Genomic DNA, 24,706 nt, shown 5'->3' with positions numbered 1-24,706 from the left:
TCCCCTCAACGCCACTGGAGGATCGCCATGGAACCTGCCTGCCTGCTGACTCATCCCGCTACCGGACCCTACGCTGGCGGGCAGGCTGGCCAGCACGATCGCTACGACGCCGTGCGGTCCACCAGCACGGCGCTCGCGGCGCCGCTAAGCCCTGAAGATTGCCAAGTGCAATCCATGCCGGACTGTAGCCCCGTCAAATGGCACCTGGCGCACACCACCTGGTTCTTCGAAACGTTTTTGCTGACGCACTTCCACCCTGCCTACAGCGTCTTCCACCCGCAGTACCGCATGCTGTTCAATTCCTACTACAACGCGATCGGCGCCAAACATCCGCGCCCCCAGCGCGGACTATTGTCGCGGCCGACGCTAGCCGACGTGCAGCAGTACCGCCATCATGTCGACGCCGCCATGCACGACCTGATCTCGCGCTTGGGCGGGAACGACCCTGCCTTCGACGCCTTGCTGGAACTGGGCCTGAACCACGAGCAGCAACATCAGGAACTGATTCTTACCGACGTGAAGCACATGCTGTCCTTCAACCCGCTCAAGCCCGCCTACGTGGCCTCGGGTTCGCCGGCCTTGCCGCCTGCGACACCCGCCGGCTGGACGCGCTACGGTGGCGGCATCACGCGGATTGGTCACGACGGCCGAGGCTTCGGCTTCGATAACGAAGGCCCGGCCCACGAGGTGCTGCTGGCGCCGTTCCATCTGGCCGACCGGCTTGTCACGCAACACGAATTCCTGGCATTCATCCAGGACGGTGGCTACAAGCGGCCCGAACTCTGGTTGTCGGCGGGCTGGGACCGCGTGTGCGCAGAAGGTTGGCGCGCGCCGCTTTACTGGGAAGGCCAACGCGACGACTGGCGCGTCTTCACCTTGCGCGGCATGCATGAACTGGAACTGCAGGCTCCCGTCACGCACGTGAGCTACTTCGAAGCCGATGCGTACGCGCGCTGGGCGCGCGTGCGCTTGCCTCGCGAAGCGGAATGGGAACACGCCGCCCGGCAACAGGCGGACCCCGCGTTTCCAGGCCGCGCCAACATGCTTGAAAACGGACACCTGGATCCGCGCCCGGCCCCGGCTCGAAACGGCTCGGGCGGGCCGGTTCAACTGTTTGGCGATACCTGGGAATGGACCTCAAGCGCCTACGATGCCTACCCCGGCTACAAGCCCGACGCCGGCGCCGTGGGCGAATACAACGGCAAGTTCATGTGCAACCAGTACGTGCTGCGCGGCGGCTCCTGCGCCACGCCGCGCGACCATGTGCGCGCAAGCTATCGCAACTTCTTTCCCCCGAAGCCCGCTGGCAGTTTTCGGGAATTCGCCTGGCCAGGGACGTCTGAATGACTTCCTATTTTTTTGCCGCAATCCCGCTTGCAAACAAAAAAAGTTTCATGCTAGAATTTCGTTCTTCGTTGATCAGCGCTACGGAACAGATGCCGCAGCAACACTGAATAACGAACATGGAATGGCGCATTAGCTCAGCCGGTTAGAGCGACGGAATCATAATCCGCAGGTCCCCTGTTCGAATCAGGGATGCGCCACCAAGAATTAAAAAGGCCCTCACTTCGGTGAGGGCCTTTTGCATTTACCGCGCACGAAACTGCAACGCAACCACCGTGCAACGGCAACACAAACACAACTACAGCGTCCGCAAGGTATCGCGGCGCTTGCCACCCCAGGTTGCGGCCAGGCTTGCCACAAAGGCGCCAATCAGCATGGATGCGAAGCCCCACAGCGCGAACGCGGCGGCGGCTTTGCGGGCCTGGTCGGCGGCTTCCTTGGCTTTTTGCTTGGCGTCTTCCGCCGCCTTCTTGGCATTGGCGATGGTCTGCTCAACGCGGCGCTGTGCAACGGCAGGATCCTGGCCGGTTTGCGCGGCTACCACCTTGACCACATAGTCGCGGTCTTCGGGCGTCATATCACCGCGCGCCAGGCTCATAGCGACGATACGGCCCACTTCCGCGCGTGCCGTGTCACGGTCGCCGGCCGCGTCCGGTCGTTCCGAGCGCATCAGCGTATCGGTGAAATACTCGGTCGCGCGGTCCATGCCGCCGCCGCCCGCTCCCGCAGCGCCTGCCGCCGCCGTTGCCGTGACCGCCGTGCTTGCTCCCGCCACCACCGACGCACCGGCCTTGGCCGCCCCCGACGCAAGCGTTGCAAGCGCCGAACCCAGCAGCGCCGCACTGACGACCGCGCTCAAGGCCCACACCAGAAAGCCATGCGCGGTATCGCGGAAGTAGATTTCATCCGAATGCACATCCACCCACTTCGTGCGCAAGCGTCCGGCCACGTAGCCGCCAATGCCGTAAGAGATGATCTGCGTAAACAGCATCCAGGCAATGATGCCTATACCAACGGCAGGCGCCGACATGCCCTCGTCGCCCCAAGGCGAAACCGAGAGGAAGCCCAGACCCGTTCCGCCCGCGAACAATGCCAGCGACAGCGCCGCCGCGATCACGGCGCCAGCGAACACCGCCGCCCAGGACACCGCCGAGATTGCCGACTCACGGGGTGGCACGGCACCGCCGTAAGCCAAGCTTGAAGATGACGCGTTTTCCATGGTGATTCCTTGTTCATTGTTTTGTGGCGCCGTCCGTACGTAGTGCTCGTCGGAACACCTGCACAGAGAAACCGAAAGGCGCCGATACGCAAGCCGCCCGGCGTCAATGCCAGAAAAGCGCCAGCAGGATGATGATGGGAATAGGCACGCCAAGCAGCCACAGCAGAATGGAACGCATGACAGTCTCCTTTTAGGGTTTTTGAATCGCGCGGTCCCGGCATTCAAGCCAGGTCGATCGCGCCCGGCAGGCGTGGATCCGGTGCCGGCGGGGTCGGATCAACCAGCGGGGGATCGTCGGGCGGCTGGTTCGGGTCCGGCAGGGGGTCATCGGGCGGCAAGTTACCCGGCAAGGACGGATCATCCGGCGGCAGGTCGTCGGGCAGGCCCGGCTCTCGATGCGGAAATTGGGACATGGCTTGTTCTCCTCTGGCGGCGCCAAGCGCGCCGCCAGCCCTTCAGCAAATGCCGTTCCCACGCAACACGCTGTTCACGCACAGCAAAAAGCCCTCTTGCGAGGGCTTTCCATAAGCTGTTCAGCAATCGGCGGTGCACCGATCGGGCGCGCTCAAGGCTTGAGCTTGCCGTCTTTCACCCCCGCCAAGCCATTTTTTCCGCCTGCGCCAAGAAATTCCACGACTGCGGCCTTACCCGCGGCCGACGCTTCATCCTGGCTGCCGTAGCGCTTTTCAGAATAATTGGTGCTATGCACATTACCGCTTTCGGGATCAAGCAAGGTAATGATCCACGCAAACTCTCCTGGCAGGAGTTGCCTGACCTGAAGCGTGGCGCGCGTGCCGGGGCGCAATTTCTGCGTCATCTTTGGGATTTTCCGTCGGGGGTGTTCGCCCATCGTAGCGCAATCGGCCGACGCATCAACGCGCTTTCGCACGCCGTTTGAAATGTTGCACGCGCACATGAATTCATGCTGCAGGCCCCGCGGCAAAAACACCACACTGGCATGATCGTGCCAGGAAAACCCTAGGGCCAAGTCCGCTGATACAGGCGCACAATCAGTACAAACATACAGACCGCGCAACGCGGCGCCGAATCCCTTTAATCAGGCGAGGACGGAGACAACATGACTTACGTAGCAGTGGTAATCAGCTGTTTGATGGTTATGGGTATCGTCGGGTTGGTGATTCAAACGATTCGAAGCGCGGGGCCTGAGCCCTGGCTGAAGATATCGGCGGCGATTGTCAGTTCAACCTTTGCGTCGTTGTTATTGATTCCGCTGGGATATGCCGTTGCGCAATCCATGTTGATCGACTGACAGCGCCTCCCAAGCGTTTTAGCCGCCCCGGGCTAATCGCCCCGGGCGGATTTGCTTCTTGTCGCTACCCAACACAGCAACGAACCTGCCGTGACCATCGCCACGCCTTGCCAGAATGACGCGGTCAGACGAGTGGAGAGCCACACGGCCGCAAAGAAAGTGGAAAACACCGGGGTGAAGTAGGACGCGGTTGCCAGCAAGGTCAGGTTGCCCTTCAGTATTCCCACGTTCCACAGGGCATAGCCGGCCGCCATGGCGCCGCCGGTTACGCATAGCTCGAACGTAGCCGGGCCGGTAAATACCAATGGCGGTTCGGCACTGAAAAAGTACTTCGCCCACAATGCCCCAGCGGTAAGCATGAAAAATAACGCCACCCCGTTCTTGCCGTTGGCCAGGCGCGTGGTCACATTGCAATAGGCGGCCCAGATAATGGCGCCGCCGAATGCCAATCCGTAGCTGAGAGGATTACTGGATATGTTTGCGACGGTGCGCTGCCAAGACAGGCTGGATCCGCCCACAACCCAGGCTATACCGCAAACCGACAGCAGTATTCCCGGCACCACCCAGGCGTTGGCGCGCTGGCCATTGAACACGATAGCCAACAACACGGTCATGCAAGGCCAGAGGTAATTGACGATGCCCAGCTCGATTGCCTGGCTACGATCTATGGCAAAGCCCAGCGACAGCGACAGGCAGATTTCGTAGGCGACGAACAGCAGGCTGCCGACGAAGAGATAAGGACGCGGAAAACTCCGTAATGCCGGAAACCCAAGCAGACACACAAGGAATGCAGAACCTACCGTATAAATAAGCGCGGCGCCGCCAATGGCACCAAAGTTCTCGCTGACGCCACGAATCAGCCCGACGACCGTTCCCCAAAGCAGGATCGCCAACAGACCGAGGATAGTGGCCGCATTCCGGCCGGAAAAAGATCGCATTAACGTTTCCGCTTGTTTGCTTGGTGCCACCCCTGGCGCGGCGGCAGGCGGGCAGTGTAGCGAAAACCTATCGTTATCGTAGTGACCAGCCGGCGTGGGGATACCCGCACCGCGAAACGCGACAGACCCACTGAAACATCAAAGAAGAGGGAGCATTAGCCGCATGGCCATTTCCATACGTAGATTGAGCGATGTGCTTGCCAGCACGGAGTCGGGCAGGCTTTACCGGATAGAGGTCTTCTTGCAGGCGGATGACCCGGGCCCCTCCACTCCCCGGCCGCCAGCGGCCTCCCGCTACATCCTCAGGACGTCGGACGGAGAAGGCGTGGTCGCCCTGGGCGAACGGCGGTATCGCCTGACATCGGGTGAAGTCCTGACGGCGCTGGCGCCGCAACAAGCGCCCCAGCCCGACACCTGAACATGCCCCCGCGCGCGGCGTCAAACGTCCGACGCCACCCGCCGCTTGCCCTCGCCCTTGGCCTTGTACAGCGCGACGTCGGCGCGCTCCATCAACTGCAGCATCGTGACGCCCGAGTCGGGATACATGGCAATCCCGACGCTTGCCGACACAGCCACGCGGATTCCCGGATAGGGTAGCGACAGGCTGTCGACCAGGGCCTCGGCTACCCGCTGCGCCTGTTCTTGGTGCACGCCCATCAACAGCACGGCGAACTCGTCGCCGCCAAGCCGGGCCGCCACGTCGGACACGCGGATGGCGCGCGCCATTCGGTCCGCGGCTTCCTTCAACACCGTGTCGCCCGCGGCATGGCCGTGCAGGTCGTTGACCGCCTTGAACCCATCCAGATCAATGGCGAGGAGCGCGAAGGAGTCGCCGCTGCGCTGCGCCACGGCCAGTTCGCGCAGGATGAGTTCACCGAAAAGCACGCGGTTGCACAGGCCGGTCAAAGGGTCGTAGTGCGCCAGATGCTGCGCATGCGCAAGCATGCGCGACGCTTGCAATAGCGCGGTGCCCACTTCCTCGGCCTCTTTGACGCTGGTGCCCGCCAATTCAACCGTGCGCCCTTCCCCCAACGCCAGTGCCGGCCCCACCAGGCCTTGCACCGCCGAGGTCAGGCGATTGGCCAGACGCAGGGCCAGCCACAGACCCAGGCCGAATGCGACCAAGGTGCCAAACGCCACCCAGGCGATGGAACGGTACAGATTCGTCGTCACCAAGGTCATGGGCGCCCCGGCGGCAACCGTCCACCCCGACAGCGGCGAACGGCTGAAGGCGGTATAGACGGGCGTTCCCTCTTTGGTCACCGATTCAAAAGCGCCCTCGTTTTCCCGCTGCACCGCCTGCACCAAGGCGGGCACGGCTTTTTGGCCAACGAACGTCGAGGCATCCCGCGTGCGGGCGATGATGGTTCCGGATTCATCCAGAACGGCTGCCACCCAGCCTTCCGGCAAGGCGCGGCGCCCCAGCGCGCTGCCGATGCGGTCCGGAGACAAGCCCACGTTCAAGCTGTAGATGACGCTGTCGCCGCGCACCACGGGCACACCCATCGCAATCGTTGGCCGCTTGGTGACCCCGCCGCTGAACAGGCCCGTCAGCACCGGCCCCCGCGTGGCGAAAACCCGGCGCAGTTCTTCCGGCGCGCCGCTCAAAGGCAAGGGCGCTCCGTAGGGTACCAACGTATTGATGACCTGGCGCCCTTCCCGATCGGTCAGGACGTAGCTGTCCACGATCTGAAAACGCACCGAATCCCGCGCGCGCTGATGGAAACTGGCCAGGTCGCCGGCAAGCAGGTCGGGCGAGGACGCCAGCATCTGCACGCCGGCTTCAACGCCGGTGAGTTCGCGGTCAAGAATAGAGGTGAGGTTGCGGGCTAGAAAGATCGTGTCGCGGAAGATCCGCTCTTGCTGAACGATGTAGCTTTCATATACCGCCACCGACGCCACGACCAGCGCCGGCGAAATACAGGCGAACACGAGAGTCAGCAAACCGGTCCGCATGGAATACCGGTGTGGAGCGCGCGCCCTGGCGCCAGCCAGGCTCTCGCCATCAGCCATCGCTTTCCCCCTTGGACCCATGCGCCTCCCGATACGTCCTGCCTGATGATGCATCCAGGCCGGATGAAATTCAGAAATTATTGCAGAACCCCGCAACCGCACAATCCTCGCTCAGACGCCTATTGCAGGCGCTGAATGCGCCTTTCAGCTAGCCGTACCGCGTCCCCAATTTACTCTGAAATGACCGGCCAGGCGACGGTTTCATCACTGGCGAATCGCCATCAAAAGGCGCAAGACCGCCGGGTTGCTACTATGCGCGGCATGAAGAATCCGTCCCTGAAAAATAACGCCCCTGGCTCGTTGGACGCGTCTGACCGGACCGTCCTGCTGTATGGAGCCATTGCCGCTTCGCTAGGCGTGTGTCTGCACGAACTCACGGCCCATCGAACGTGGCCATGGGGGCACCCCTTTGCCCTGTATTTCCTGCTGCAATGGCTGGCGTTGGTGCCGCTTGCCGGCGCGCTACTGTCGGGCATGCAAAGCACCAGACGCTGGCTTGCCGCGCTGGCCATCTACGGCTTGCTGCTGCCCGCCGTGACGGCCTATGGCTTGACGGCCGCCTTTGGCGCACTACCCAACGAACGCGGAGGATGGCTCAGCCGTGGCGACTCCGCCATGCCGCTGCTGCTGACCGGCATCGCGGGATTCGTGTTGCTGCCGCTGGTGCAGGCGTTGGACCTACGCCGGCCGCAGTGGAACTACCCCGCTGTCTTTCGCGCGGCGTGGCGTAATGCCGTCCATCTGGGTTTAGGCCTTTGCCTGGCGTCGTGTGTCTGCCTGTTGCTGGCAGCAGCGGGCGCCATGTTTGACATGATCGGAATCCGGCTCATCCGCCGGCTCGTCGAAGACGCTGCGTTCCGCTTCGCCGTCTGGCCGATGATCCTGGCCGCTTGCCTTGTGGGGGTGCGGCGCCGCCCTGCTCTGACGGACACATTGCAGCGTTCCTGGCTGACCCTGAACGCATGGCTGCTGCCGCTGGTCACGCTGGTGGGGCTGGCCTTTACCCTTGCGCTGGCTGCCAGGCTGGCATTGGGCCTGGAAGCGGTGCAGTTGTCCGCAGGCGCGTTGATTGCGTTTTCGCTGGTGTGGATCAAGCTGATCAACGCCGCCTGGCAAGATAGCCCGAATGCCGCTCCGTTCGGCCCGCGCCTGCGCCGAGCACTGCGTTGGGCGATGGCCTGCCTGCTGCCGCTGGCGGCTGTCGCGCTGTACGGCGCGGCGGTCCGCGTGGACCAATACGGGTGGACGGTGCTGCGCGCGTGGGGCGTGGGCAGCAGCGCGATCCTCGTGCTGTACGGGGCCGGCTATGCCTGGGCCGCGCTACGGAGCAAACATGACTACGCAACGATCGCGGCCACCAACCTGATCGCGGCCTTCGCCACACTCGCGTTGCTGCTGGCGTTCAACACGCCGATCGCCAACCCCATGAAGTTGACCGCCGAAAGCCAGTTGCAGCGCCTGGTCGACGGGCGTAAGGACCCGCAGGACTTCAGCTTTTACGCCATGGGAAACGACTACGGCCAGTGGGGGCGCAATGCCCTGCGGCGCCTGGCGGAAGGCGCCGCCAATGCACGGGACCCACGGATAGCCACCGCGGCGGCCGAAACCCTGAAGGGCGGCTATTTCCAATGGGACAAGCCCGGGCAAGCCGCCGCCGACGCGGCGCCCGTCGACGCGCCGCCGCTGGCGACCACGCCCTCGGGCCGTAACGTTCCGTCGGAGTGGTGGGAATTTCTGCGGGCCGAGTTTGCGGAGCAGGCACGGGGGTGCGCAACACCCATCGATCCCCCGAAAGATGACGCATCAAGCACGCAACCTTGCCAAGTGATCTACGCTGACCTGACCGGCGACGGGCAGGACGAGATCATCCTGTATGTAGCGCCGCAACAGCGCGGGAAGCGACGCTCGCGGGAATGGTTCATTGCGTTTGCGCCGAACGCCGCCGGCCAATGGCGCCATCTGGGCTACCTGTACGCCGAGAGTTTCGAGCAGCCCCTGCAAGACGCAACGGGCGTCGACGACGTTGCGCAGGCGCTGAAGCAGGGGCTGGTGCGAACCCAGGCCCGAGCGGACCGCGATCTGATCATTGGCGACCTGTTGCTGCGCCTGCGCTGATCCCACGCAGGCGCAACACCCCGGGGTCGTTATTTGCGCGACGCCGGGGGCTCTTCCCCCTGACCCAGCATGCCGTCGGAAGTCTGCGTGAAAAGATCCCAGCTTGCCATGAACAGCGCGGCGATCAGCGGCCCGATCACAAAGCCGTTCAGGCCGAACAGTGCCATGCCGCCCAGCGTGGAAATCAGCACCACGTAGTCGGGCATCTTGGTGTCTTTGCCCACCAGGATCGGGCGCAGCACGTTGTCGACCATGCCGATGACCAGCACGCCAAATGCGATCAGCACCGCGCCCTTGACCACGGCGCCCGTCAGCAGGAAATAGACGGCCACGGGCACCCAGATCAGGCCGGCGCCCACGGCCGGCAGCAGCGACAGGAAGCCCATGATGACGCCCCACAGCAGCGCCCCCTGAATCGACAGGATCGAAAAGATGATGCCGCCCAGCGCGCCCTGCACCGCCGCCACCGCGATGTTGCCCTTTACGGTGGCGCGCACAACGGTGGTGAACTTGCGGAACAGATGCTGCTTGTGCCCGTCGCTCAAGGGCATCGCGCGCTTGACGCGATCCGCCAGCGCGGGCCCGTCACGCAGCAGGAAAAACAGCAGATACAGCATGATGCCGAAGCTGATCATGAACTGGAACGTGTCCTGTCCGATGCTGAGTGCCTGCGTCGCCAGGAACTGGCTGGCCTGCATCGCGCCCGCGCTGAGCTTTTCCTGAAGGCTGGGAATATCGGCCAGATCGAATCGCGCCAGCACGTCATGCACCGACGGGGGCAACGCCTCCATCGCCTGCTGAAAATACAGGCCGAAATTCAGTTCGCCCGACTTGATGCTTTGATATAGGTTCGCGCCTTCGCGAACCAGCGAACCGCTGATCACCACCAGCGGCAAAATCACCAGCAGCAAAACGCCCAGCAAGGTGATCAGCGCGGCCAGATTGCGCCGCCCGCCCATGCGCTTGACCAGGCGGCGCTGCAGGGGTCCAAAGATGATGGCAAGAATGGCGCCCCAGAATACGGCGCCATAGAAAGGCCACAAAAGCCAGCCGAACGCGATGGAGACCACCACGAGCAGGAGCAGAAAGGTTCTGTAGTGCAAGCTGGATGATTGGCTCATGTTTCGTTCCAGGCACGGCGAACGCCGCGAGACCCGCATTGTACAAAGCCCAGGCACGCACGCCGGTTCAGGCACCGCCGCCCGCGGCAAGCAGGATGGTCTCTCGCGCTTGCGCCAGTTCGTCCGCCTGCGCATTCAGCCCCTGCAAGCGCAGATTCAATTCATGCTGCAGCGTGGGCGTGGCCACGCGCGCCTGCCCGTCGACCAGTTGTATTTCCGCGGCATTGGCGGCCACAAGGTCTGCGATGCCCAAGGCATCGCGCGCCACCGCGTCCATCCGCGAGGCGGCCCGCATCAGTTCAACGGTGGGCCCAGTGACAGATTCGTCGTACACGCCGTCGTACACGGGCGCCAGATCGGCCGGCAGCTGCAGGCCGGCTCGCGCCTTGTCCGCCTTCTCCCGCGCCTTGGAAAGCTTGCCCGCGCTGTCAGCGAGCGTCTTGCGCGCCGTTTCGAAGCCGGCCTTGCGTTCAACGATCTCGCCCACTGAGCGGATCGTCTCCACCGCAAGCACGTCGCGCATGGCGCGGGCCGATTCGGCCATCTCCTGCTGGAAATCGGTAATGACTTTGTAGGCATCGGCATAGTCGCCCAGCGCCTCTTTTTCGACCTTGCTCAGCGCGGCGATCGGCAGCAGCACATTGCTATTCATCCGCGCTTGCAGCAACTGGATGAAGGCCGCGCGCTCTTGCGGTTCTTTGTTGACGCAGGCCGTCACGAACAGCATAGAAGCCATCGCCAGCCCCGTCAGGCAGGCTCGCCACAGTGACATGCGTATCCTCCAGCGGGTTGATGAACCGGTTGACGCCCCCCCCGTCAATGGCGGGCGCCAGTGCGCAGATTATCCCGAAGCGTCCGATCGCAACCGCGCTCGGGCGGATTTTGTTGCGATCGAAGCGAGTTGACACAGGGCGGGTCCGGTTTCGAGCGGGTGGCGCCCTTATTCCTATCCCTTAAAATGCCGGATTCCGGCCCTGGCCGCCCGCAACCCCCAACACGTCTTTGCCCATGACTCAACCCGCCACTTCCGCCCCCTGGGGATTCACCCAGCCCGATTGCCGCGGCGCGGCCGCCCTGCTGTTCTTCATGAACGACTTGGCGCGCGTCGTGAATCAATACCTGGGGCAGGGACAATTGTCGGAAGAGGCCCTGGCCGACGCCCAAAAGGCCGTTGATGCCTTGCTTGCCCGCTATGTCGAGATTGAAGCCGCGCCCGACGCGTTCAATGACGAACGCATTGGCCTGGCGCTGGAAACCGAACGCCAGCCAGACGGATCGATGGGCGCGCAGGTGGCATTGCGAATGTCTCCTCGGCTGGAAGGCCTGATCATCGAGGCCCAGCGCCAAGCCCGCGCGCCTGAGCACTAAGCGCGATGGCGGCCTTGCAAGCCGCCATCAAAAAAGGCTTGCAACCGCGTTTTTTTTCCGATAATATCGACGACTAATGTTTTCTGCGCCACCATATTTCCCAGAATAAATAGGCCGGAAACATTCAAGAAGCATTCAAGAAGAAGTATTCAAGAAGTTGGTCACACTCCTGGCTTGATTCTGGTGAACCAGACTCAACAGCGCCACACAAGCGCGCTTTGCCAGCAGCCTGCCAACCACCCGGAAATTCGATCCGGTTTGCGAAAACCCATAACGCGAAAACGCAAATCGTCGGCCTCCGCCTGGAAAGCACGGCAACAGCCAAGTACATCTTCACCATCCCGCCAGTCCGGTTTGGAAAGAAGTTTAAAAACAAGCAACAAGACACGTTGCAGCCCAAGTCGTAACCACGACGAACAGCCGCACAGCAACCGCCAGAGCCAACCCTCTCTGAGCGACCTCTCGGGCCTGACGGCCGCCTGCTACCGCAAGCACGCCACTTGAGCCCGAACCGATACCGTCCAGGACTGACTGATGGCATCGGCTGCACCACCCCGTTACGCGCGCACGCAAAAAACATGAGAATGCGCAAACTGATGGCAACACTTATGCGTTAGTGTCATGCCTGCCCTGTCGGAAAAAACCCGGCGACAAGGCAACCGCGAGGACGCGAGGCGCTTTTGGTACGTCCGCCCTTCGCAGCATGCGCAACACGCAGCTTTTCTAATAACTAGAACTTAAGAGAACACACACCATGAATACTCGTTTCACTACCTCGGACCTGATCCGCCGCCCCGCTCACACGAAGCTGGACAACACCCCGATTCACATCGGCGACATCGTTCATCTGCAACCGGCCAATGGCCCGGCCATTCGTGCAACGGTCATCTTCAACGCGCCGATCAACGGCACGACGACCTACACGACTGAAGTCGTCGCTTGCGGCGGCTCGGCACAAAAGGCGCCCGGCCAACGCATCCGCTTCCGCCACGAGCACGTGCATCGCATCGAGTCGGTGCGCAACGCTTCGTACTAAACCATCGGCGCCACGGCGCCGATTTTTCTGCCCGCTCGCCGCGCCTGAACCGCGGCGATTTCAATTTGAGCCACGGCGATTTCATTTCTTGCGTGATAAAGTCGCTGGCAACGTAGCCTGAGTAATTTCCCCCATGCAGAACAACCGACTCGCGGTACGCATCTGGGACCTTCCCACCCGCCTCTTCCACTGGGCGCTAGTCGTCTGTATCGTCGGCGCGTTTGTCAGCGTCAAGCTGGGCGGCCTATATATGGACTGGCACGTGCGCTTTGGCTGTACGGCGCTGGGCCTGATCATCTTCCGCCTGTTGTGGGGCATTGTCGGCCCGCGCTATGCCCGCTTTGCCACCTTCGTGCGCGGCCCCGGCGCGGTGGCCAAATACCTCAAGGGCGCTGCCGCGCCCGCCGGGCATAATCCGCTGGGCGCCCTGTCGGTATTGGCGCTGCTGCTGGTCGTCGGTTTTCAAGCCGTAAGCGGCCTGTTCACCACCGACGACATCATGACGCAAGGACCCTTGTTCGGTTACGTCAGCGCGGCCACCTCCGGCGCACTGACCTCGTGGCACAAACTGAACGAATGGGTCATCATCGCCCTGATCGCGCTGCACCTTCTGGCGGTGGCCTGGTACGCGCTGGTGCGCCGCAAGCGCCTGGTGCGCGCCATCATCACAGGCGACGTCGACGCCAAGGACCTGCCCGCCGGCACACCGCCCGCGCAGGACGGCTTTGCCGTGTGGTTGCGCGCCCTGGTGCTGGGCGCCTGCGTGACGGGCCTGGTGTTGTGGATACGGTCGATAGAAGTCGTAGCCGACATGTCTTTTTCGTAATCCGCCACGCGCCGATCCAGCAGCCAAAAAACAAAAAGCCCTTCGATACGTCGAAGGGCTTTTGCGTGGTAAGTATCGATGCCGCCCGAAGACGGCAACGTCTTACTTCTTCTTGCGGTACGAATCGTGGCAGGCCTTGCAACTGGCGCCCACGTCGCCAAAGGCGGCTCGCAGCTTGTCCAGATCGCCCGAGTCAGCCGCGGCCGACAGCTTCACGATGTTGTCCTGGAAGGCTTGCTGCTTTTGCTTGAAACCCGCGGCATCGCTCCAGATTTCGGGGCGCGCATCGCCGCCTTCCGTACCCGGCCCAAAAGCCGTCCACGGCAGCGCCGAGAGGGTCTTCAAGACCTCGACGTTGGCCTTGATCTGCGCGGCGTCGTACGGCGCCTGACCCTTGACCACCGGCGCCATGCGACCAAAGTGCGAGGCCATCAGCGTCAGCGCCGATTGGCGGTACTTGACCGCATCTTCGGGCTTGGCGAACTGCGCCGAGGCGGTCGTCGCTAGCAACGGCGCCACGGTCATACAGGCCAACGCGACAAGCGTGGACAACTTTTGCATTGCAATCTCCCGTAAGTACATCAAGAATGCCGCGCGCATGACGCGCGCGGCATGGCGACTATACCGCCCGGGCCAGCTCTGCGGCCAGCCCGATGTATGACCGGGGCGTCATCGCCAGCAAGCGCGCCTTCGGCTCTTCCGGCAGAGCCAGGCCCTGGATGAACTCGCGCAGGGCTTCTTCGGTGATGCCCTTGCCACGGGTCAGGGCCTTGAGTTGTTCATAGGGTTGCGGCAAGCCGTAGCGGCGCATCACGGTTTGCACCGGCTCGGCCAGCACTTCCCAGCAAGCATCGATGTCGGCATCGATAGCAGCCGTATTGACTTCCAGCTTGCCCAGGCCGCGCATGCAGGCATCCCACGCGACCAGGCAATAGCCCAGGCCCACGCCCAGGTTGCGCAGCACGGTGGAGTCGGTCAGGTCACGCTGCCAACGGGAAATTGGCAGCTTGTCGGCCAAGTGGCGCAGCACGGCGTTGGCCAGGCCCAGGTTGCCTTCGGAGTTTTCGAAGTCGATCGGGTTGACCTTGTGCGGCATGGTCGACGAACCGACCTCGCCTTCCTTCAGGCGCTGCTTGAAGTAGCCCAGCGCCACATAACCCCAGATATCGCGGTCCAGGTCCAGCACGATGATGTTGGCGCGCGTGATAGCGTCGAACAGGGCCGACATCCAGTCATGCGGTTCGATCTGGATGGTGTGGCGATTCTGGGTCAGACCCAGCCCGGCCAGCACGCGCTGGCTGAAGGCGGGCCAATCGATTTCCGGATAAGCCGACAGGTGGGCGTTGTAGTTGCCGGTGGCACCGTTCAGCTTGGCCAGCGGTTGCACGGCCTCGACGGCAGCAATGGCGCGGTTCAGGCGCGCGGCCACGTTGGCGAATTCCTTGCCCAGCGTGGTGGGGCTGGCCGGCTGGCCGTGCGTGCGCGACAGCATCGGCTGGTCAGCCTGGGCCACCGCCATGTCGTTCAGCTTGGCGGCCAGTTCGCGCAGGCGCGGCACCACCACCTGATCGCGGGCGCGCGACAGCATCAGCGCGTGCGAGGTGTTGTTGATGTCTTCCGACGTGCAGGCGAAGTGGATGAACTCGGCGGCGCGCGCCAGTTCAGCGTCGTCGGCCACTTTTTCCTTCAGCCAGTACTCGACCGCTTTCACGTCATGGTTGGTGACGCGTTCGATGTCCTTGATGCGCGCGGCGTCGGATTCCGAAAAATCCTGCACCAACTGCTGCAAACGCTGGCGCGCGGCCTGGGAAAAGGCGGGCAGCTCGGGCAGCCCTGCGTCGGACAGGGCGACCAGCCAGGCCACCTCGACTTCGACGCGGTGCGCCATGAAGCCGGCTTCGGACAGCAGACCGCGCAGCGCGTCGCTCCGGGAAGCGTAACGGCCATCCAATGGCGAAAGGGCATTAAGTTGGCTCAATTGATCGGCGATTTGCATGGTCTGGGGTAGAAATGGCTACGGATGGGAAAACCCGACGATTTTATCATCCGGGGGCATGCAACATTGTGGCAAACTGGCGAAGATTCCGACCCGCGGACGGTGTGACCGTCATGCGGCCTGCTATACTTCGGCCGCTTTTCGACTCCGCTTGTGACTCCATGAAACTGATCGGCTCGCTTACCAGTCCATACGTACGCAAAGTGCGTATCGTCATGGCCGAGAAAAAGCTGGACTACCGGCTTGAACTCGAAAACGTCTGGTCCGCCGACACGCAGATCCAAACGTACAACCCGCTGGGCAAAGTTCCGTGCCTGGTCATGGAAGATGGCGGCGCGCTGTTTGATTCGCGCGTCATCGTCGAGTACCTGGACACCCTGTCGCCCGTGGCCCGCCTGATTCCCCAGCAGGGGCGCGACCGCGCGGCCGTCAAATGCTGGGAAGCCATCGCCGATGGCGTCCTGGACGCCTGTGTGGCCATCGTCAAGGAAAACCAGCGCCCCGAAGCTCAGCGCAGCCCGGAATGGATCGAACGCCAATTCGGCAAGATCCACGCCAGCCTGGACGCCATGAACAAGAGCCTGGGTGACAACGCCCACTGCATGGGCATCAACTACAGCCTGGCCGACATTGCCGTCGGTTGCGCGCTGGGCTACCTGGACCTGCGCTTTGCCGCGCTGGACTGGCGCGCCAACCATCTGAACCTGGCCCGTTTGCACGACAAACTGGCTCAGCGCCAGTCGTTCATCGACACCATGCCCCAAACCGCCTGAAGTGCGCGTGGCCTGCCCACCAGGCAGGCGCACTTGACGACCGGCCGCCACGCGCGGCCGGTTTGCGTTGCGGCAGCGGCATGGCAAGCCGCCGCTACCGACCTCTTGCCCCTATTGCGGCTATTGCCCCGCAAAGGTCTGCCAGGCCTTGAACAGCATGTACGCCGCCAGAGCGAACAACAGGCACGCAAACACCCGCTTCAACGTCTGCACCGGCAAGCGGTGCGCCATCCGCGCGCCCAACGGCGCGGTCAGCACGCTGGTGCACACCAGCGCCAGCAAGGCCGGCCAGTATATGTAGCCCAGCATGCCGGGACGCGAGGTACCTTCATTCAGGCCCGACACCACATAGCCCACACTGTTTGCCAGCGCAATCGGGAAGCCCAGCGCGGCCGACGTCGACACCGCGTTGTGCAGGGCCACGTTGCACCAGACCATGAAAGGCACCGACAGGAATCCGCCGCCCGCGCCGACCAGCCCCGACAGGAAGCCGATACCCGCCCCCGCCGCGCTGGTGCCCACCACGCCTGGCATCTGGCGAGCTGGCTTGGGCTTCTTGTTGCGCAGCATGCTCCAGCCTGAATAGCCGACGAACAACGCGAAGAACAAGGACAGCCACAAGGTGCTGAGCGCGGCGAACACCGCGCCGCCCGACACCAGGCCGCCAATGATGATGCCCGGCGCCATGGCCCATACGATGTTCCATTTGATCGTGCCGCGCTGCTGATGCGCCCGCACGCTGGAAATCGACGTGAACAGGATGGACGTCATCGACGTGGCGATGGCTGCGTGCACCACAAGCTCGGGCGGCATGCCCTGCCAAGAGAACAGCATTGTCAACAGCGGCACCAGCAGCATCCCACCGCCGATTCCCAGCAGCCCCGCCGCAAAGCCGGCCACCGCGCCCAGCACCAGCAGGCAAATCACCATCGAAACGTCCACAACCCTCTCCTCTCGTTTTGAATTCTTAGGTTCATGAACAAGGCCCCGCGGGCGTCGCACCCACGGGGCCCTGCTTGATCGCACACGCGCCGGAGGGGCGTGCTACAGAATGATGCCGCCGCCCAGGCAAACGTCGCCATCGTAAAGCACGGCCGACTGGCCAGGCGTCACGGCCCACTGGGGCTCGGCGAAATCCAGGGCGAAGGTGTCGCCATCAGCCTTGTCCAGACGGCAGGCCGCATCCGCCTGGCGGTAGCGTGTCTTGGCGCCATAGCCCGCGATCTCGGGCGGATTGCCCGCCACCCAGCTGGCGTCCTGCGCCTGCAATTGACCGGACAGCAGCCACGGATGATCATGCCCCTGCACCACGTACAGGATGTTGCGCTCCAGATCCTTGCGCGCCACGTACCAGGCCTCGGCCGTGCCGTCTTCACGCTGGCGCCCCTTCACGCCGCCCACGCCCAGGCCCTTGCGCTGACCCAGCGTGTAGAACGACAGGCCTTCGTGGCGCCCCACCTGCTGGCCTTCCGGCGTCAGGATAGGACCCGGCTCGGTCGGCAGGTAGCGGTTCAGGAATTCGCGAAACGGACGCTCGCCAATGAAGCAGATGCCGGTGGAATCCTTCTTGGCAGCATTGTGCAGGCCGATCTCGTGTGCGATGCGCCGCACTTCGGTCTTGTGGATCTCGCCCAGCGGGAACAGCGTGCGCGACAACTGGGCCTGGTTCAACCGATGCAGGAAATAGCTTTGGTCCTTGGAGGCGTCCAGCGCCTTGAGCAACTGGAACTGCGTGCCGCCGCCGGCCGCCGGCACTTCGCGCACCCGGGCGTAATGGCCCGTGGCGATGTGCTCGGCGCCCAGCGCCATGGCGTGGTCAAGAAAAGCCTTGAACTTGATTTCGGCATTGCACAGCACGTCGGGGTTGGGCGTGCGGCCCGCCGAATATTCGCGCAGGAATTCCGCGAACACGCGGTCCTTGTATTCGGCGGCAAAGTTGACGAATTCGAACTCAACGCCAACCAGGTCGGCAACGCTGGCGGCGTCCAACAGGTCTTGGCGAGTTGAGCAGTATTCGGAATCGTCGTCGTCTTCCCAGTTCTTCATGAACAAGCCGACGACGTCATAGCCTTGTTGCTTGAGCAGCCAGGCCGTGACCGAAGAATCGACCCCGCCCGACATGCCCACGACCACGCGGCCTTTTTTGGTGGATATTTGACTCATGATGCGGCTATTTTAGTTCGGACACGGCGTCTTCCCTGGGCTGCGGCTCGGCCGCCCGGGAGACTTCCATCAGCCAGGCGCGAAACGCCTGCAAGGTTGGCAGGTTGGCTTTCTGCTCGGGATAGCACAGGTAGTAGCCCATGCGCGCGCGGATCGGCAGCTTCATGGCCACGGCCAGCTTGCCGTCGCGCAGTTCGTCTTCAATCAGGCAGCGCGGAATCAGCGCCACGCCAAAACCGGCCGCGGCGGCCTGGGACAGCAGCGCGTATTGGTCAAAGCGCGCCCCTTCCAGGCTGCGCCGGCTGTCGCAGCCGGCCTGCTCGAACCAATCGCGCCAACCTTCCAGCGCCGACGTATGGTGCAGCAGCGGATAGGTCAGCAGCGCCTCCGGCGAGGGGCAGCCACCCGGAATAAGGCGGGGGCTGCACACCGGCACGATGTCTCGGCCCACGATGTAGTCGGCGCCGCTACCCGGCCACAGGCCTTCACCAAACCGGACTGCCGCGTCCAGTTCAGGCGTGGAAAAATCATAGCCTTGGCGGTGCGGCAGGAACTCTACATGGATGTCGGGGCGCAGCCGCATGAAGGCGGTCAGGCGCGGAATCAGCCAGCGGGCGCCGAACGTGGGCATACAGGTCAGGTTGAGCGTGCCGCCTTGCCCCTGATGCGCAATCAGTTCGACGGTAGCCGCTTCGATCTGGCCCAGGCCGGCCTGGACCTTGGTCAGATAGCTGCGGCCCGCCTCGGTCAATACCAGGCCTTGCCTGATCCGTAGGAATAGTTCGACGCCGACGAACTCTTCCAGATGTTTCACCTGTTTACTGACGGCCCCCTGCGTGACACACAATTCTTGCGCCGCGCGCGTAAAACTGCTGTGCCGCGCCGCCACTTCAAACGCCTGTAAATCGGTTAATGAGGGACAGAAACGTCGCATGTATCGTGCCCACCGTGCGTGGGACTCCTGCCCCGGCCGGGGCGTGATCGGGGCGTGTTGGCCCCAGCCTTCCAGCAGTAGCCGTGCCACGAAAAAGTTACATAAAAGTAACGTCCGATCCGTGTCGGCAAAGAGGAGGCATGAAAAAAAGTCATAGCTTACGGAGAAACTTTCGTTTGCGCAAACCGCCCCGCCAGGAAAGAATCATTGCGTTTGCGTCTGCCTTTGCGCATCCGCTTTCCAATTTATTAGGGGAATCCATGCAACGCCGTAACGTAGTACTGGGCCTGTGTGTCGCTGCCGCGACCCTGGCCATGCCGCTGACCTCGGGTATCGCGCACGCTGAAGACGCGTACCCGAGCAAGCCCATCCGCCTGATCGTTCCCTTCCCGCCCGGCGGCACCACCGACATCGTCGGCCGCCTGTTCGCGGACAAGCTGAGCAAGGAACTGGGCCAGACCGTGGTGGTTGAAAACCGCGGCGGCGCCGGCGGCTCGATCGGCAGCGCCTTCGTTGCCAGCAGCGCGCCGGACGGCTACGTCCTGGGCATCGCCACTGTCAGCACCCACGGCATCAACCCGGCCATCTACCCGAACCTGCCGTTCGATGGCGAGAAGGACTTCACGCCCATCTCGAACCTGGCGGCCGTGCCGAACATCATGACGATCAACCCCAAGGTCAAGGCGAAGAACATTGCCGAACTGATCGCGCTGGCCAAGAGCGAGCCGGGCAAGCTGACCTACGCGTCGGCCGGCAACGGTTCGGTCTCGCACATGATGGGCGAGCTGTTCAAGATGTCGTCGGGCACCGACCTGATGCACGTGCCCTACCGTGGCGTGGGCCCGGCGCTGAATGACGCGCTGGCCGGCCAGGTTGACGTCATGTATGACAACCTGCCGTCCACCCTGCCGCACGTGCAATCCGGCCGCCTGATCGCCATGGCCGTTGCCTCGCCCAAGCGCGTGGCTGCCCTGCCCGACGTGCCCACGTTCGCCGAAGCCGGCCTGCCCGCCGTGAACGACTCGTCGTGGTTTGGCCTGGTTGCCCCGGCCAAGCTGCCCGAGCCCATCCTGGCCAAGCTGAACGCTGCCGTGCAGAAGGTCAGCGCGGAAGCCGACGTCAAGACGCGCCTGGAAGCGCTGGGCGCCTCGCCCGCCGCCAATAGTCCGGCCGACTTCAGCAAGCAGATCGCTGCCGAAATCGCCAAGAACAAGCGCATCGCCAAAGAAGCCAACGTGAAGATCGACTAAGCGATCTTCGGCCCCCGCCGCGCCGTCTTCGGCCGCGGGGGCCTCCGATTCACGAACGCAGTACCTCTATATGCGAATTACCCAACCCCTGTCTTACCGGCTCGACCTTCCGCAGCAATATCCGGATTCGGAATCCTCGGCCCCGCTCGTGCTGGACTCTCCGCACAGCGGCACCGCCTACCCTCCCGACTTCGCCGCCGCGGTGGACTTTGGCGCGCTGCGCACTGCCGAGGACACCTGGGTTGACGACCTGTGGGGCGACGCGCTTGAGCTGGGCGTACCGATGGTTGCCGCCGCGTTTCCGCGCGCCTACATCGACGCCAACCGCGCACCCGACGAGATCGACGAATTGCTGCTGGACGAAGCCTGGCCTGACGCCATCAATGCGTCGCCCAAGGTGAAGCTGGGCAAGGGCCTGATCTGGCGCATGCTGGATGACGGCACACCCCTGTACAAGCGCAAGCTGACGGTGGAAGAAGTGCGCCACCGCATCAACGCCTGCTGGAAGCCGTACCACGCCGCGCTTGGCCAGGTGCTGGATGCCGCCCACAAGAAGTTCGGCAAGGTCTGGCACATCAACTGCCATTCCATGCCCAGCGTGGCCGGCGCCTTCGCCACCGACCGCCCCGGCCTGGTCCACCCCGACTTCGTGCTGGGTGACCGCGACGGCAGCACCAGCGACCCGGCCTTCCGGGAATTCATCGCGGCCTGGCTGCGCGAACGCGGCTACAACGTGACCGTGAACGACCCCTACAAGGGCGTGGAACTGGTGCGCGCCTTCGGCCGCCCCGAAGAAGGCCGCCACAGCCTGCAGATCGAAATCAACCGCAAGTTGTACATGGACGAAGTGACGCTGCGTCCCACCGAAAACTATGGCCGCCTGAAGGCCGATCTGCGCGACCTCACCGCCGCGCTGATCAACTGGACTCGCGCGCAAACGGCCTGACGCCGGACGTTTACGCACAAGTGCCGGCCAGCGGCGTGGTAAGACTGGCCGGAGCAAGCGGGCTGCAAAGCCCAAGCCCCATGGTTCGCCATGGGGCTTTTTTTCGCCCTATAAAAGCCCTCAATCAAAAGAACTAACCCCCCCTTGCCGCCCAAGATGCGCGCAAGCAACGAACGCGCCAGCAGGAAGCCGGCCCGCCGCCGGGCCGCTCCCAAGGCGGGCCAGCCCCCTCGGGGGGCAGCAAGCGAATGCAATGAGCGCAGCGTGGGGGCACACCCTCTTGGGGCAACGGCCCGCCGCCGGGCCGCCCCAAGGCGGGCCAGCCCCCTCGGGGGGCAGCAAGCGAATGCAATGAGCGCAGCGTGGGGGCACACCCTCTTGGGGCAACGGCCCGCCGCCGGGCCGCTCCCAAGGCGGGCCAGCCCCCTCGGGGGCAGCAAGCGAATGCAATGAGCGCAGCGTGGGGGCAACATTAACGTGTATAACTACGGCGAACCTTCTGAGGAGAGGCGTCGATGCACATCGGGATACCAAAAGAGACCCGAGACGGGGAAACCCGTGTCGCAGCAACACCGGAGACCGTCAAGAAGTACCTGGGCGGCAAACACACCGTTGTCGTGGAGCGAGGGGCAGGCGACGCCGCCCGCTATCCGGACGACGCCTATGAGGCCGCGGGCGCCACGCTCGGTTCCACCCAGGATGCCTTGGGCGCGGAACTCGTCCTGAAGGTTCGCGCCCCTTCCCCCACCGAATTGCCCCAGATGAAATCGGGTGCCGTCGTCATCGGCATGCTCGATCCGTTCGACGCCCAAGGCATTGAACAAATGGCAGCCGCGGGGCTTACCGGCTTCGCCCTGGAGGCCGCGCCGCGCATCACGCGCGCGCAAAGTCTGGACGTGCTGTCTTCGCAGGCCAACCTGGCCGGCTACAAGGCCGTACTGCTGGCCGCCCACCACTACGGCCGGCTGATTCCCATGATGATGACCGCGGCCGGCACCCTGAAAGCCGCGCGCGCCGTCGTGCTGGGCACCGGCGTTGCCGGCTTGCAGGCCATCGCCACGGCCAAGCGGCTGGGCGCGGTGGTTGAAGCGTCCGACGTGCGCCCCGCCGCGCGCGAACAGGTGGAGTCGTTGGGCGCCAAGTTCATCGACGTGCCTTTTGAAACCGACGAGGAACGCGAAATTGCCGAAGGCAAGGGCGGCTACGCGCGCGCCATGCCTCCCGGCTGGATGGCGCGTCAGGCGGCGCTCGTGTCCGAACGCTGCAAGCAGGCCGACATCGTCATCACCACCGCGCTGATCCCCGGCCGCCCCGCCCCGACCCTGGTGTCCGCCGACACCGTTGCCGCCATGCGGCCCGGCTCGGTACTAGTCGACCTGGCTGTCGAGCGCGGCGGCAATTGCCCGCTGTCCGAAAAAGGCCAGATCGTTGAAAAGCATGGCGTGACGATCATCGGCCTGACCAACCTGCCGGGCCTGGTCGCCACCGATGCGTCCGCGCTCTATGCGCGCAACGTCATGGACTTCCTGAAGCTCATCATCAACGCGGACGGCGCGCTGGCGATCCAGCGCGACGATGAAATCGTGGCGGCCTGCCTGGTATGCGAAGGCGGCAATGTGGCGCGGAGGACTTGAACATGGAAGCGATCAACCCCACCCTGATGAACCTCATCATCTTCGTGTTGGCCATCTATGTCGGCTATCACGTCGTCTGGAATGTCACGCCCGCCTTGCACACGCCGCTGATGGCGGTCACCAATGCCATCTCGGCCATCATCATCGTAGGCGCCATGCTGGCGGCCGCGCTGACCGAAGGCGGGCTGGCGCGCGGCATGGGCGTGTTCGCGGTGGCGCTTGCCGCGGTGAACGTATTCGGCGGCTTCCTCGTGACGCGGCGCATGCTGGAAATGTTCAAGAAAAAAGATCGCAAGCCGGGCAAGGAGGAAGCGAAATGATCTCGCTGAATCTCGTCACCCTGCTTTACCTGATTGCCTCGATCTGCTTCATCCAGGCGCTGAAGGGCCTGTCGCATCCGACCACATCGCGGCTGGGCAACGCCTTCGGCATGGCCGGCATGGCAATCGCGGTGCTGACCACGGCGGCGCTCATCATCGGCCTGGCGCGCGAGGGCACCGCCACCATCGGCCTGGGCTGGGTCGTGCTGGGCCTGCTGGTGGGCGGTTCCATCGGCACCTTGATGGCGCGCCGCGTCGAGATGACGAAAATGCCCGAACTGGTCGCCTTCATGCATAGCATGATCGGCCTGGCGGCGGTCGCCATCGCGGTGGCGGTGGTGGCCGAACCACATGCGTTCGGCATCGTGCCGGCGGGCATGCTGATCCCCACCGGCAACCGCTTCGAGCTCTTCATCGGCACGTTCGTGGGCGCCATCACGTTCTCGGGCTCGGTCATTGCGTTCGGCAAGCTGTCGGGCAAGTACAAGTTCCGGCTGTTCCAAGGCGCGCCCGTGGTGTTTTCCGGCCAGCACATGCTGAACCTGGCGTTGGCGCTCGTGATGCTGGGCTGCGGCGTGTGGTTCATGCTGACGCAGGAATGGACGCCCTTCATCATCATGACGCTGATCGCCTTCGTGCTGGGCGTGCTGATCATCATCCCGATCGGCGGCGCCGACATGCCGGTGGTGGTGTCGATGCTGAACAGCTATTCGGGTTGGGCCGCGGCCGGCATCGGCTTTTCGCTCAACAACCCGATGCTGATCATCGCCGGCTCGCTGGTGGGGTCGTCCGGGGCCATCCTGTCCTACATCATGTGCAAGGCGATGAACCGCTCGTTCTTCAACGTGATCCTGGGCGGTTTCGGCGGACAGGCGGGCGGCGCGGCGGATGCGGGCACGGCGCAGCAGCGCAGCGTCAAGTCGGGTAGCGCGGATGATGCGGCCTTCCTCATGAGCAACGCCGAAAGCGTCACCATCGTGCCGGGCTACGGCCTGGCCGTGGCACGCGCGCAGCACGCGCTGAAGGAACTGGCGACCAAGCTCACCGAGCGCGGCGTGACGGTCAAGTACGCCATACACCCCGTGGCCGGCCGCATGCCGGGCCACATGAACGTGCTGCTGGCCGAGGCGGAAGTGCCCTACGACCAGGTCTTCGAAATGGAAGACATCAACAGCGAGTTCGCGCAGACCGACGTGGTGCTGGTGCTGGGGGCCAACGACGTGGTCAACCCCGCCGCCAAGAACGACCCCCAGTCGCCCATTGCCGGAATGCCCATTCTTGAAGCCTACAAGGCACGCACCGTGATCGTGAACAAGCGCTCCATGGCCTCGGGATACGCCGGCCTGGACAACGAGCTGTTCTACATGGACCGCACGATGATGGTGTTTGGCGATGCGAAGAAGGTGCTGGAAGACATGGTGAAAGCGGTCGAATAGACCG

The 24,706-nt window shown here is 63.6% G+C and carries 24 protein-coding genes, 1 tRNA gene and 1 pseudogene; 14 read left to right on the top strand and 12 right to left on the bottom strand.

Annotation, left to right across the window (positions count from 1 at the left end; all coding sequences use genetic code 11):
• Nucleotides 1-27 precede the first annotated feature (27 nt).
• Both egtB and P8T11_RS28395 read left to right on the top strand, forming a co-directional pair.
• Nucleotides 28-1,343 (top strand): annotated as a pseudogene (gene egtB, locus P8T11_RS28400) (ergothioneine biosynthesis protein EgtB).
• Between the two features lie 127 nt (nucleotides 1,344-1,470).
• Nucleotides 1,471-1,547, top strand: a tRNA-Met gene (locus P8T11_RS28395).
• Nucleotides 1,548-1,642: 95 nt separating this feature from the next.
• On the opposite strand, the gene P8T11_RS28390 is transcribed toward P8T11_RS28395, so the two are convergent.
• The 3 genes from P8T11_RS28390 to P8T11_RS28380 form a co-directional block, all read right to left on the bottom strand.
• On the bottom strand, nucleotides 1,643-2,563 hold the full coding sequence (locus P8T11_RS28390) for a hypothetical protein (RefSeq protein ID WP_268079008.1): 921 nt from the start codon (nucleotides 2,561-2,563) through the stop codon (nucleotides 1,643-1,645).
• Between the two features lie 221 nt (nucleotides 2,564-2,784).
• The gene (locus P8T11_RS28385; protein ID WP_268079009.1) at nucleotides 2,785-2,976 is read right to left on the bottom strand and encodes a hypothetical protein; all 192 of its coding nucleotides are present in this window, start codon (nucleotides 2,974-2,976) and stop codon (nucleotides 2,785-2,787) included.
• A 152-nt stretch (nucleotides 2,977-3,128) separates the two neighbouring features.
• Entirely contained in the window at nucleotides 3,129-3,380 is a 252-nt protein-coding gene (locus tag P8T11_RS28380; RefSeq protein WP_268079010.1) for a hypothetical protein, read from the bottom strand.
• A 261-nt stretch (nucleotides 3,381-3,641) separates the two neighbouring features.
• Here P8T11_RS28380 and P8T11_RS28375 point away from each other — a divergent pair, with 261 nt between their 5' ends.
• Nucleotides 3,642-3,833 carry a hypothetical protein gene (locus tag P8T11_RS28375; protein WP_050445949.1) on the top strand — a complete coding sequence of 64 codons (192 nt, stop codon included), beginning with the start codon at nucleotides 3,642-3,644 and terminating at the stop codon, nucleotides 3,831-3,833.
• A 32-nt stretch (nucleotides 3,834-3,865) separates the two neighbouring features.
• On the opposite strand, the gene yddG is transcribed toward P8T11_RS28375, so the two are convergent.
• Nucleotides 3,866-4,771 carry an aromatic amino acid DMT transporter YddG gene (yddG, locus tag P8T11_RS28370; protein ID WP_268079011.1) on the bottom strand — a complete coding sequence of 302 codons (906 nt, stop codon included), beginning with the start codon at nucleotides 4,769-4,771 and terminating at the stop codon, nucleotides 3,866-3,868.
• 163 nt (nucleotides 4,772-4,934) lie between these two features.
• Here yddG and P8T11_RS28365 point away from each other — a divergent pair, with 163 nt between their 5' ends.
• Nucleotides 4,935-5,189, top strand: coding sequence for a 6-phosphofructokinase (locus tag P8T11_RS28365; protein WP_268079012.1), 255 nt, complete (start codon nucleotides 4,935-4,937; stop codon nucleotides 5,187-5,189).
• Nucleotides 5,190-5,209: 20 nt separating this feature from the next.
• Here the strand turns inward: P8T11_RS28365 and P8T11_RS28360 are convergent, their stop codons facing one another.
• Nucleotides 5,210-6,784 carry a sensor domain-containing diguanylate cyclase gene (locus tag P8T11_RS28360; protein ID WP_268079013.1) on the bottom strand — a complete coding sequence of 525 codons (1,575 nt, stop codon included), beginning with the start codon at nucleotides 6,782-6,784 and terminating at the stop codon, nucleotides 5,210-5,212.
• Nucleotides 6,785-7,045: 261 nt separating this feature from the next.
• On the opposite strand from P8T11_RS28360, the gene P8T11_RS28355 reads away from it, so the two are divergent.
• Nucleotides 7,046-8,899, top strand: coding sequence for a DUF4153 domain-containing protein (locus tag P8T11_RS28355; protein WP_268079014.1), 1,854 nt, complete (start codon nucleotides 7,046-7,048; stop codon nucleotides 8,897-8,899).
• Between the two features lie 29 nt (nucleotides 8,900-8,928).
• Here P8T11_RS28355 and P8T11_RS28350 read toward each other — a convergent pair whose 3' ends face one another.
• Complete coding sequence (locus P8T11_RS28350; protein ID WP_268079015.1) at nucleotides 8,929-10,020, bottom strand: AI-2E family transporter; 1,092 nt, start codon at nucleotides 10,018-10,020, stop codon at nucleotides 8,929-8,931.
• 67 nt (nucleotides 10,021-10,087) lie between these two features.
• On the bottom strand, nucleotides 10,088-10,792 hold the full coding sequence (locus P8T11_RS28345) for a DUF3053 family protein (protein ID WP_268079016.1): 705 nt from the start codon (nucleotides 10,790-10,792) through the stop codon (nucleotides 10,088-10,090).
• A gap of 236 nt (nucleotides 10,793-11,028) precedes the next feature.
• On the opposite strand from P8T11_RS28345, the gene P8T11_RS28340 reads away from it, so the two are divergent.
• From P8T11_RS28340 to P8T11_RS28330, 3 genes are all read left to right on the top strand, one after another.
• Entirely contained in the window at nucleotides 11,029-11,388 is a 360-nt protein-coding gene (locus tag P8T11_RS28340; RefSeq protein WP_268079017.1) for a hypothetical protein, read from the top strand.
• Between the two features lie 754 nt (nucleotides 11,389-12,142).
• A complete protein-coding gene (locus P8T11_RS28335; protein ID WP_268079018.1) occupies nucleotides 12,143-12,424 on the top strand; it encodes a hypothetical protein in 282 nt (93 codons plus the stop codon).
• Nucleotides 12,425-12,557: 133 nt separating this feature from the next.
• Nucleotides 12,558-13,250 (top strand): cytochrome b/b6 domain-containing protein, encoded by a 693-nt coding sequence (locus P8T11_RS28330; protein WP_268079019.1) that lies wholly within the window; start codon nucleotides 12,558-12,560, stop codon nucleotides 13,248-13,250.
• A 102-nt stretch (nucleotides 13,251-13,352) separates the two neighbouring features.
• On the opposite strand, the gene P8T11_RS28325 is transcribed toward P8T11_RS28330, so the two are convergent.
• Complete coding sequence (locus tag P8T11_RS28325) at nucleotides 13,353-13,811, bottom strand: c-type cytochrome (RefSeq protein WP_268079020.1); 459 nt, start codon at nucleotides 13,809-13,811, stop codon at nucleotides 13,353-13,355.
• Nucleotides 13,812-13,869: 58 nt separating this feature from the next.
• Nucleotides 13,870-15,246 carry an adenylosuccinate lyase gene (purB, locus tag P8T11_RS28320; RefSeq protein ID WP_268079021.1) on the bottom strand — a complete coding sequence of 459 codons (1,377 nt, stop codon included), beginning with the start codon at nucleotides 15,244-15,246 and terminating at the stop codon, nucleotides 13,870-13,872.
• Nucleotides 15,247-15,407: 161 nt separating this feature from the next.
• Between purB and P8T11_RS28315 the strand changes: the two genes are divergently transcribed.
• The gene (locus P8T11_RS28315) at nucleotides 15,408-16,019 is read left to right on the top strand and encodes a glutathione S-transferase (protein WP_268079022.1); all 612 of its coding nucleotides are present in this window, start codon (nucleotides 15,408-15,410) and stop codon (nucleotides 16,017-16,019) included.
• A 120-nt stretch (nucleotides 16,020-16,139) separates the two neighbouring features.
• Here the strand turns inward: P8T11_RS28315 and P8T11_RS28310 are convergent, their stop codons facing one another.
• The 3 genes from P8T11_RS28310 to P8T11_RS28300 all read right to left on the bottom strand — a co-directional run bounded on the left by P8T11_RS28310 (nucleotide 16,140) and on the right by P8T11_RS28300 (nucleotide 19,116).
• Nucleotides 16,140-16,961: a sulfite exporter TauE/SafE family protein gene (locus tag P8T11_RS28310; protein ID WP_268079023.1), complete on the bottom strand. Its 822-nt coding sequence runs from the start codon at nucleotides 16,959-16,961 to the stop codon at nucleotides 16,140-16,142.
• Between the two features lie 102 nt (nucleotides 16,962-17,063).
• A complete protein-coding gene (mnmA, locus tag P8T11_RS28305) occupies nucleotides 17,064-18,182 on the bottom strand; it encodes a tRNA 2-thiouridine(34) synthase MnmA (protein WP_268079024.1) in 1,119 nt (372 codons plus the stop codon).
• 7 nt (nucleotides 18,183-18,189) lie between these two features.
• Nucleotides 18,190-19,116, bottom strand: a complete 927-nt coding sequence (locus P8T11_RS28300; RefSeq protein WP_268079025.1) for a LysR substrate-binding domain-containing protein — start codon at nucleotides 19,114-19,116, stop codon at nucleotides 18,190-18,192.
• Nucleotides 19,117-19,376: 260 nt separating this feature from the next.
• Between P8T11_RS28300 and P8T11_RS28295 the strand changes: the two genes are divergently transcribed.
• From P8T11_RS28295 to P8T11_RS28275, 5 genes are all read left to right on the top strand, one after another.
• Nucleotides 19,377-20,366 (top strand): Bug family tripartite tricarboxylate transporter substrate binding protein, encoded by a 990-nt coding sequence (locus tag P8T11_RS28295; RefSeq protein WP_268079026.1) that lies wholly within the window; start codon nucleotides 19,377-19,379, stop codon nucleotides 20,364-20,366.
• A gap of 70 nt (nucleotides 20,367-20,436) precedes the next feature.
• Nucleotides 20,437-21,312, top strand: coding sequence for an N-formylglutamate amidohydrolase (locus P8T11_RS28290; protein WP_268079027.1), 876 nt, complete (start codon nucleotides 20,437-20,439; stop codon nucleotides 21,310-21,312).
• A 515-nt stretch (nucleotides 21,313-21,827) separates the two neighbouring features.
• A complete protein-coding gene (locus P8T11_RS28285) occupies nucleotides 21,828-22,946 on the top strand; it encodes a Re/Si-specific NAD(P)(+) transhydrogenase subunit alpha (RefSeq protein WP_268079028.1) in 1,119 nt (372 codons plus the stop codon).
• 2 nt (nucleotides 22,947-22,948) lie between these two features.
• On the top strand, nucleotides 22,949-23,266 hold the full coding sequence (locus P8T11_RS28280) for an NAD(P) transhydrogenase subunit alpha (protein WP_006224972.1): 318 nt from the start codon (nucleotides 22,949-22,951) through the stop codon (nucleotides 23,264-23,266).
• Complete coding sequence (locus P8T11_RS28275) at nucleotides 23,263-24,702, top strand: NAD(P)(+) transhydrogenase (Re/Si-specific) subunit beta (RefSeq protein WP_268079029.1); 1,440 nt, start codon at nucleotides 23,263-23,265, stop codon at nucleotides 24,700-24,702. The genes P8T11_RS28280 and P8T11_RS28275 overlap by 4 nt, the downstream gene beginning before the upstream one ends.
• The last annotated feature ends 4 nt before the right edge of the window (nucleotides 24,703-24,706 follow it).

The sequence above is a fragment of the Achromobacter spanius genome, assembly GCF_029637605.1.
Taxonomy (GTDB): domain Bacteria; phylum Pseudomonadota; class Gammaproteobacteria; order Burkholderiales; family Burkholderiaceae_B; genus Achromobacter; species Achromobacter spanius_E.
The sequence above is the reverse complement of the archived record's forward strand: the minus strand, read 5'-3'. Positions and strand labels throughout refer to the sequence as shown.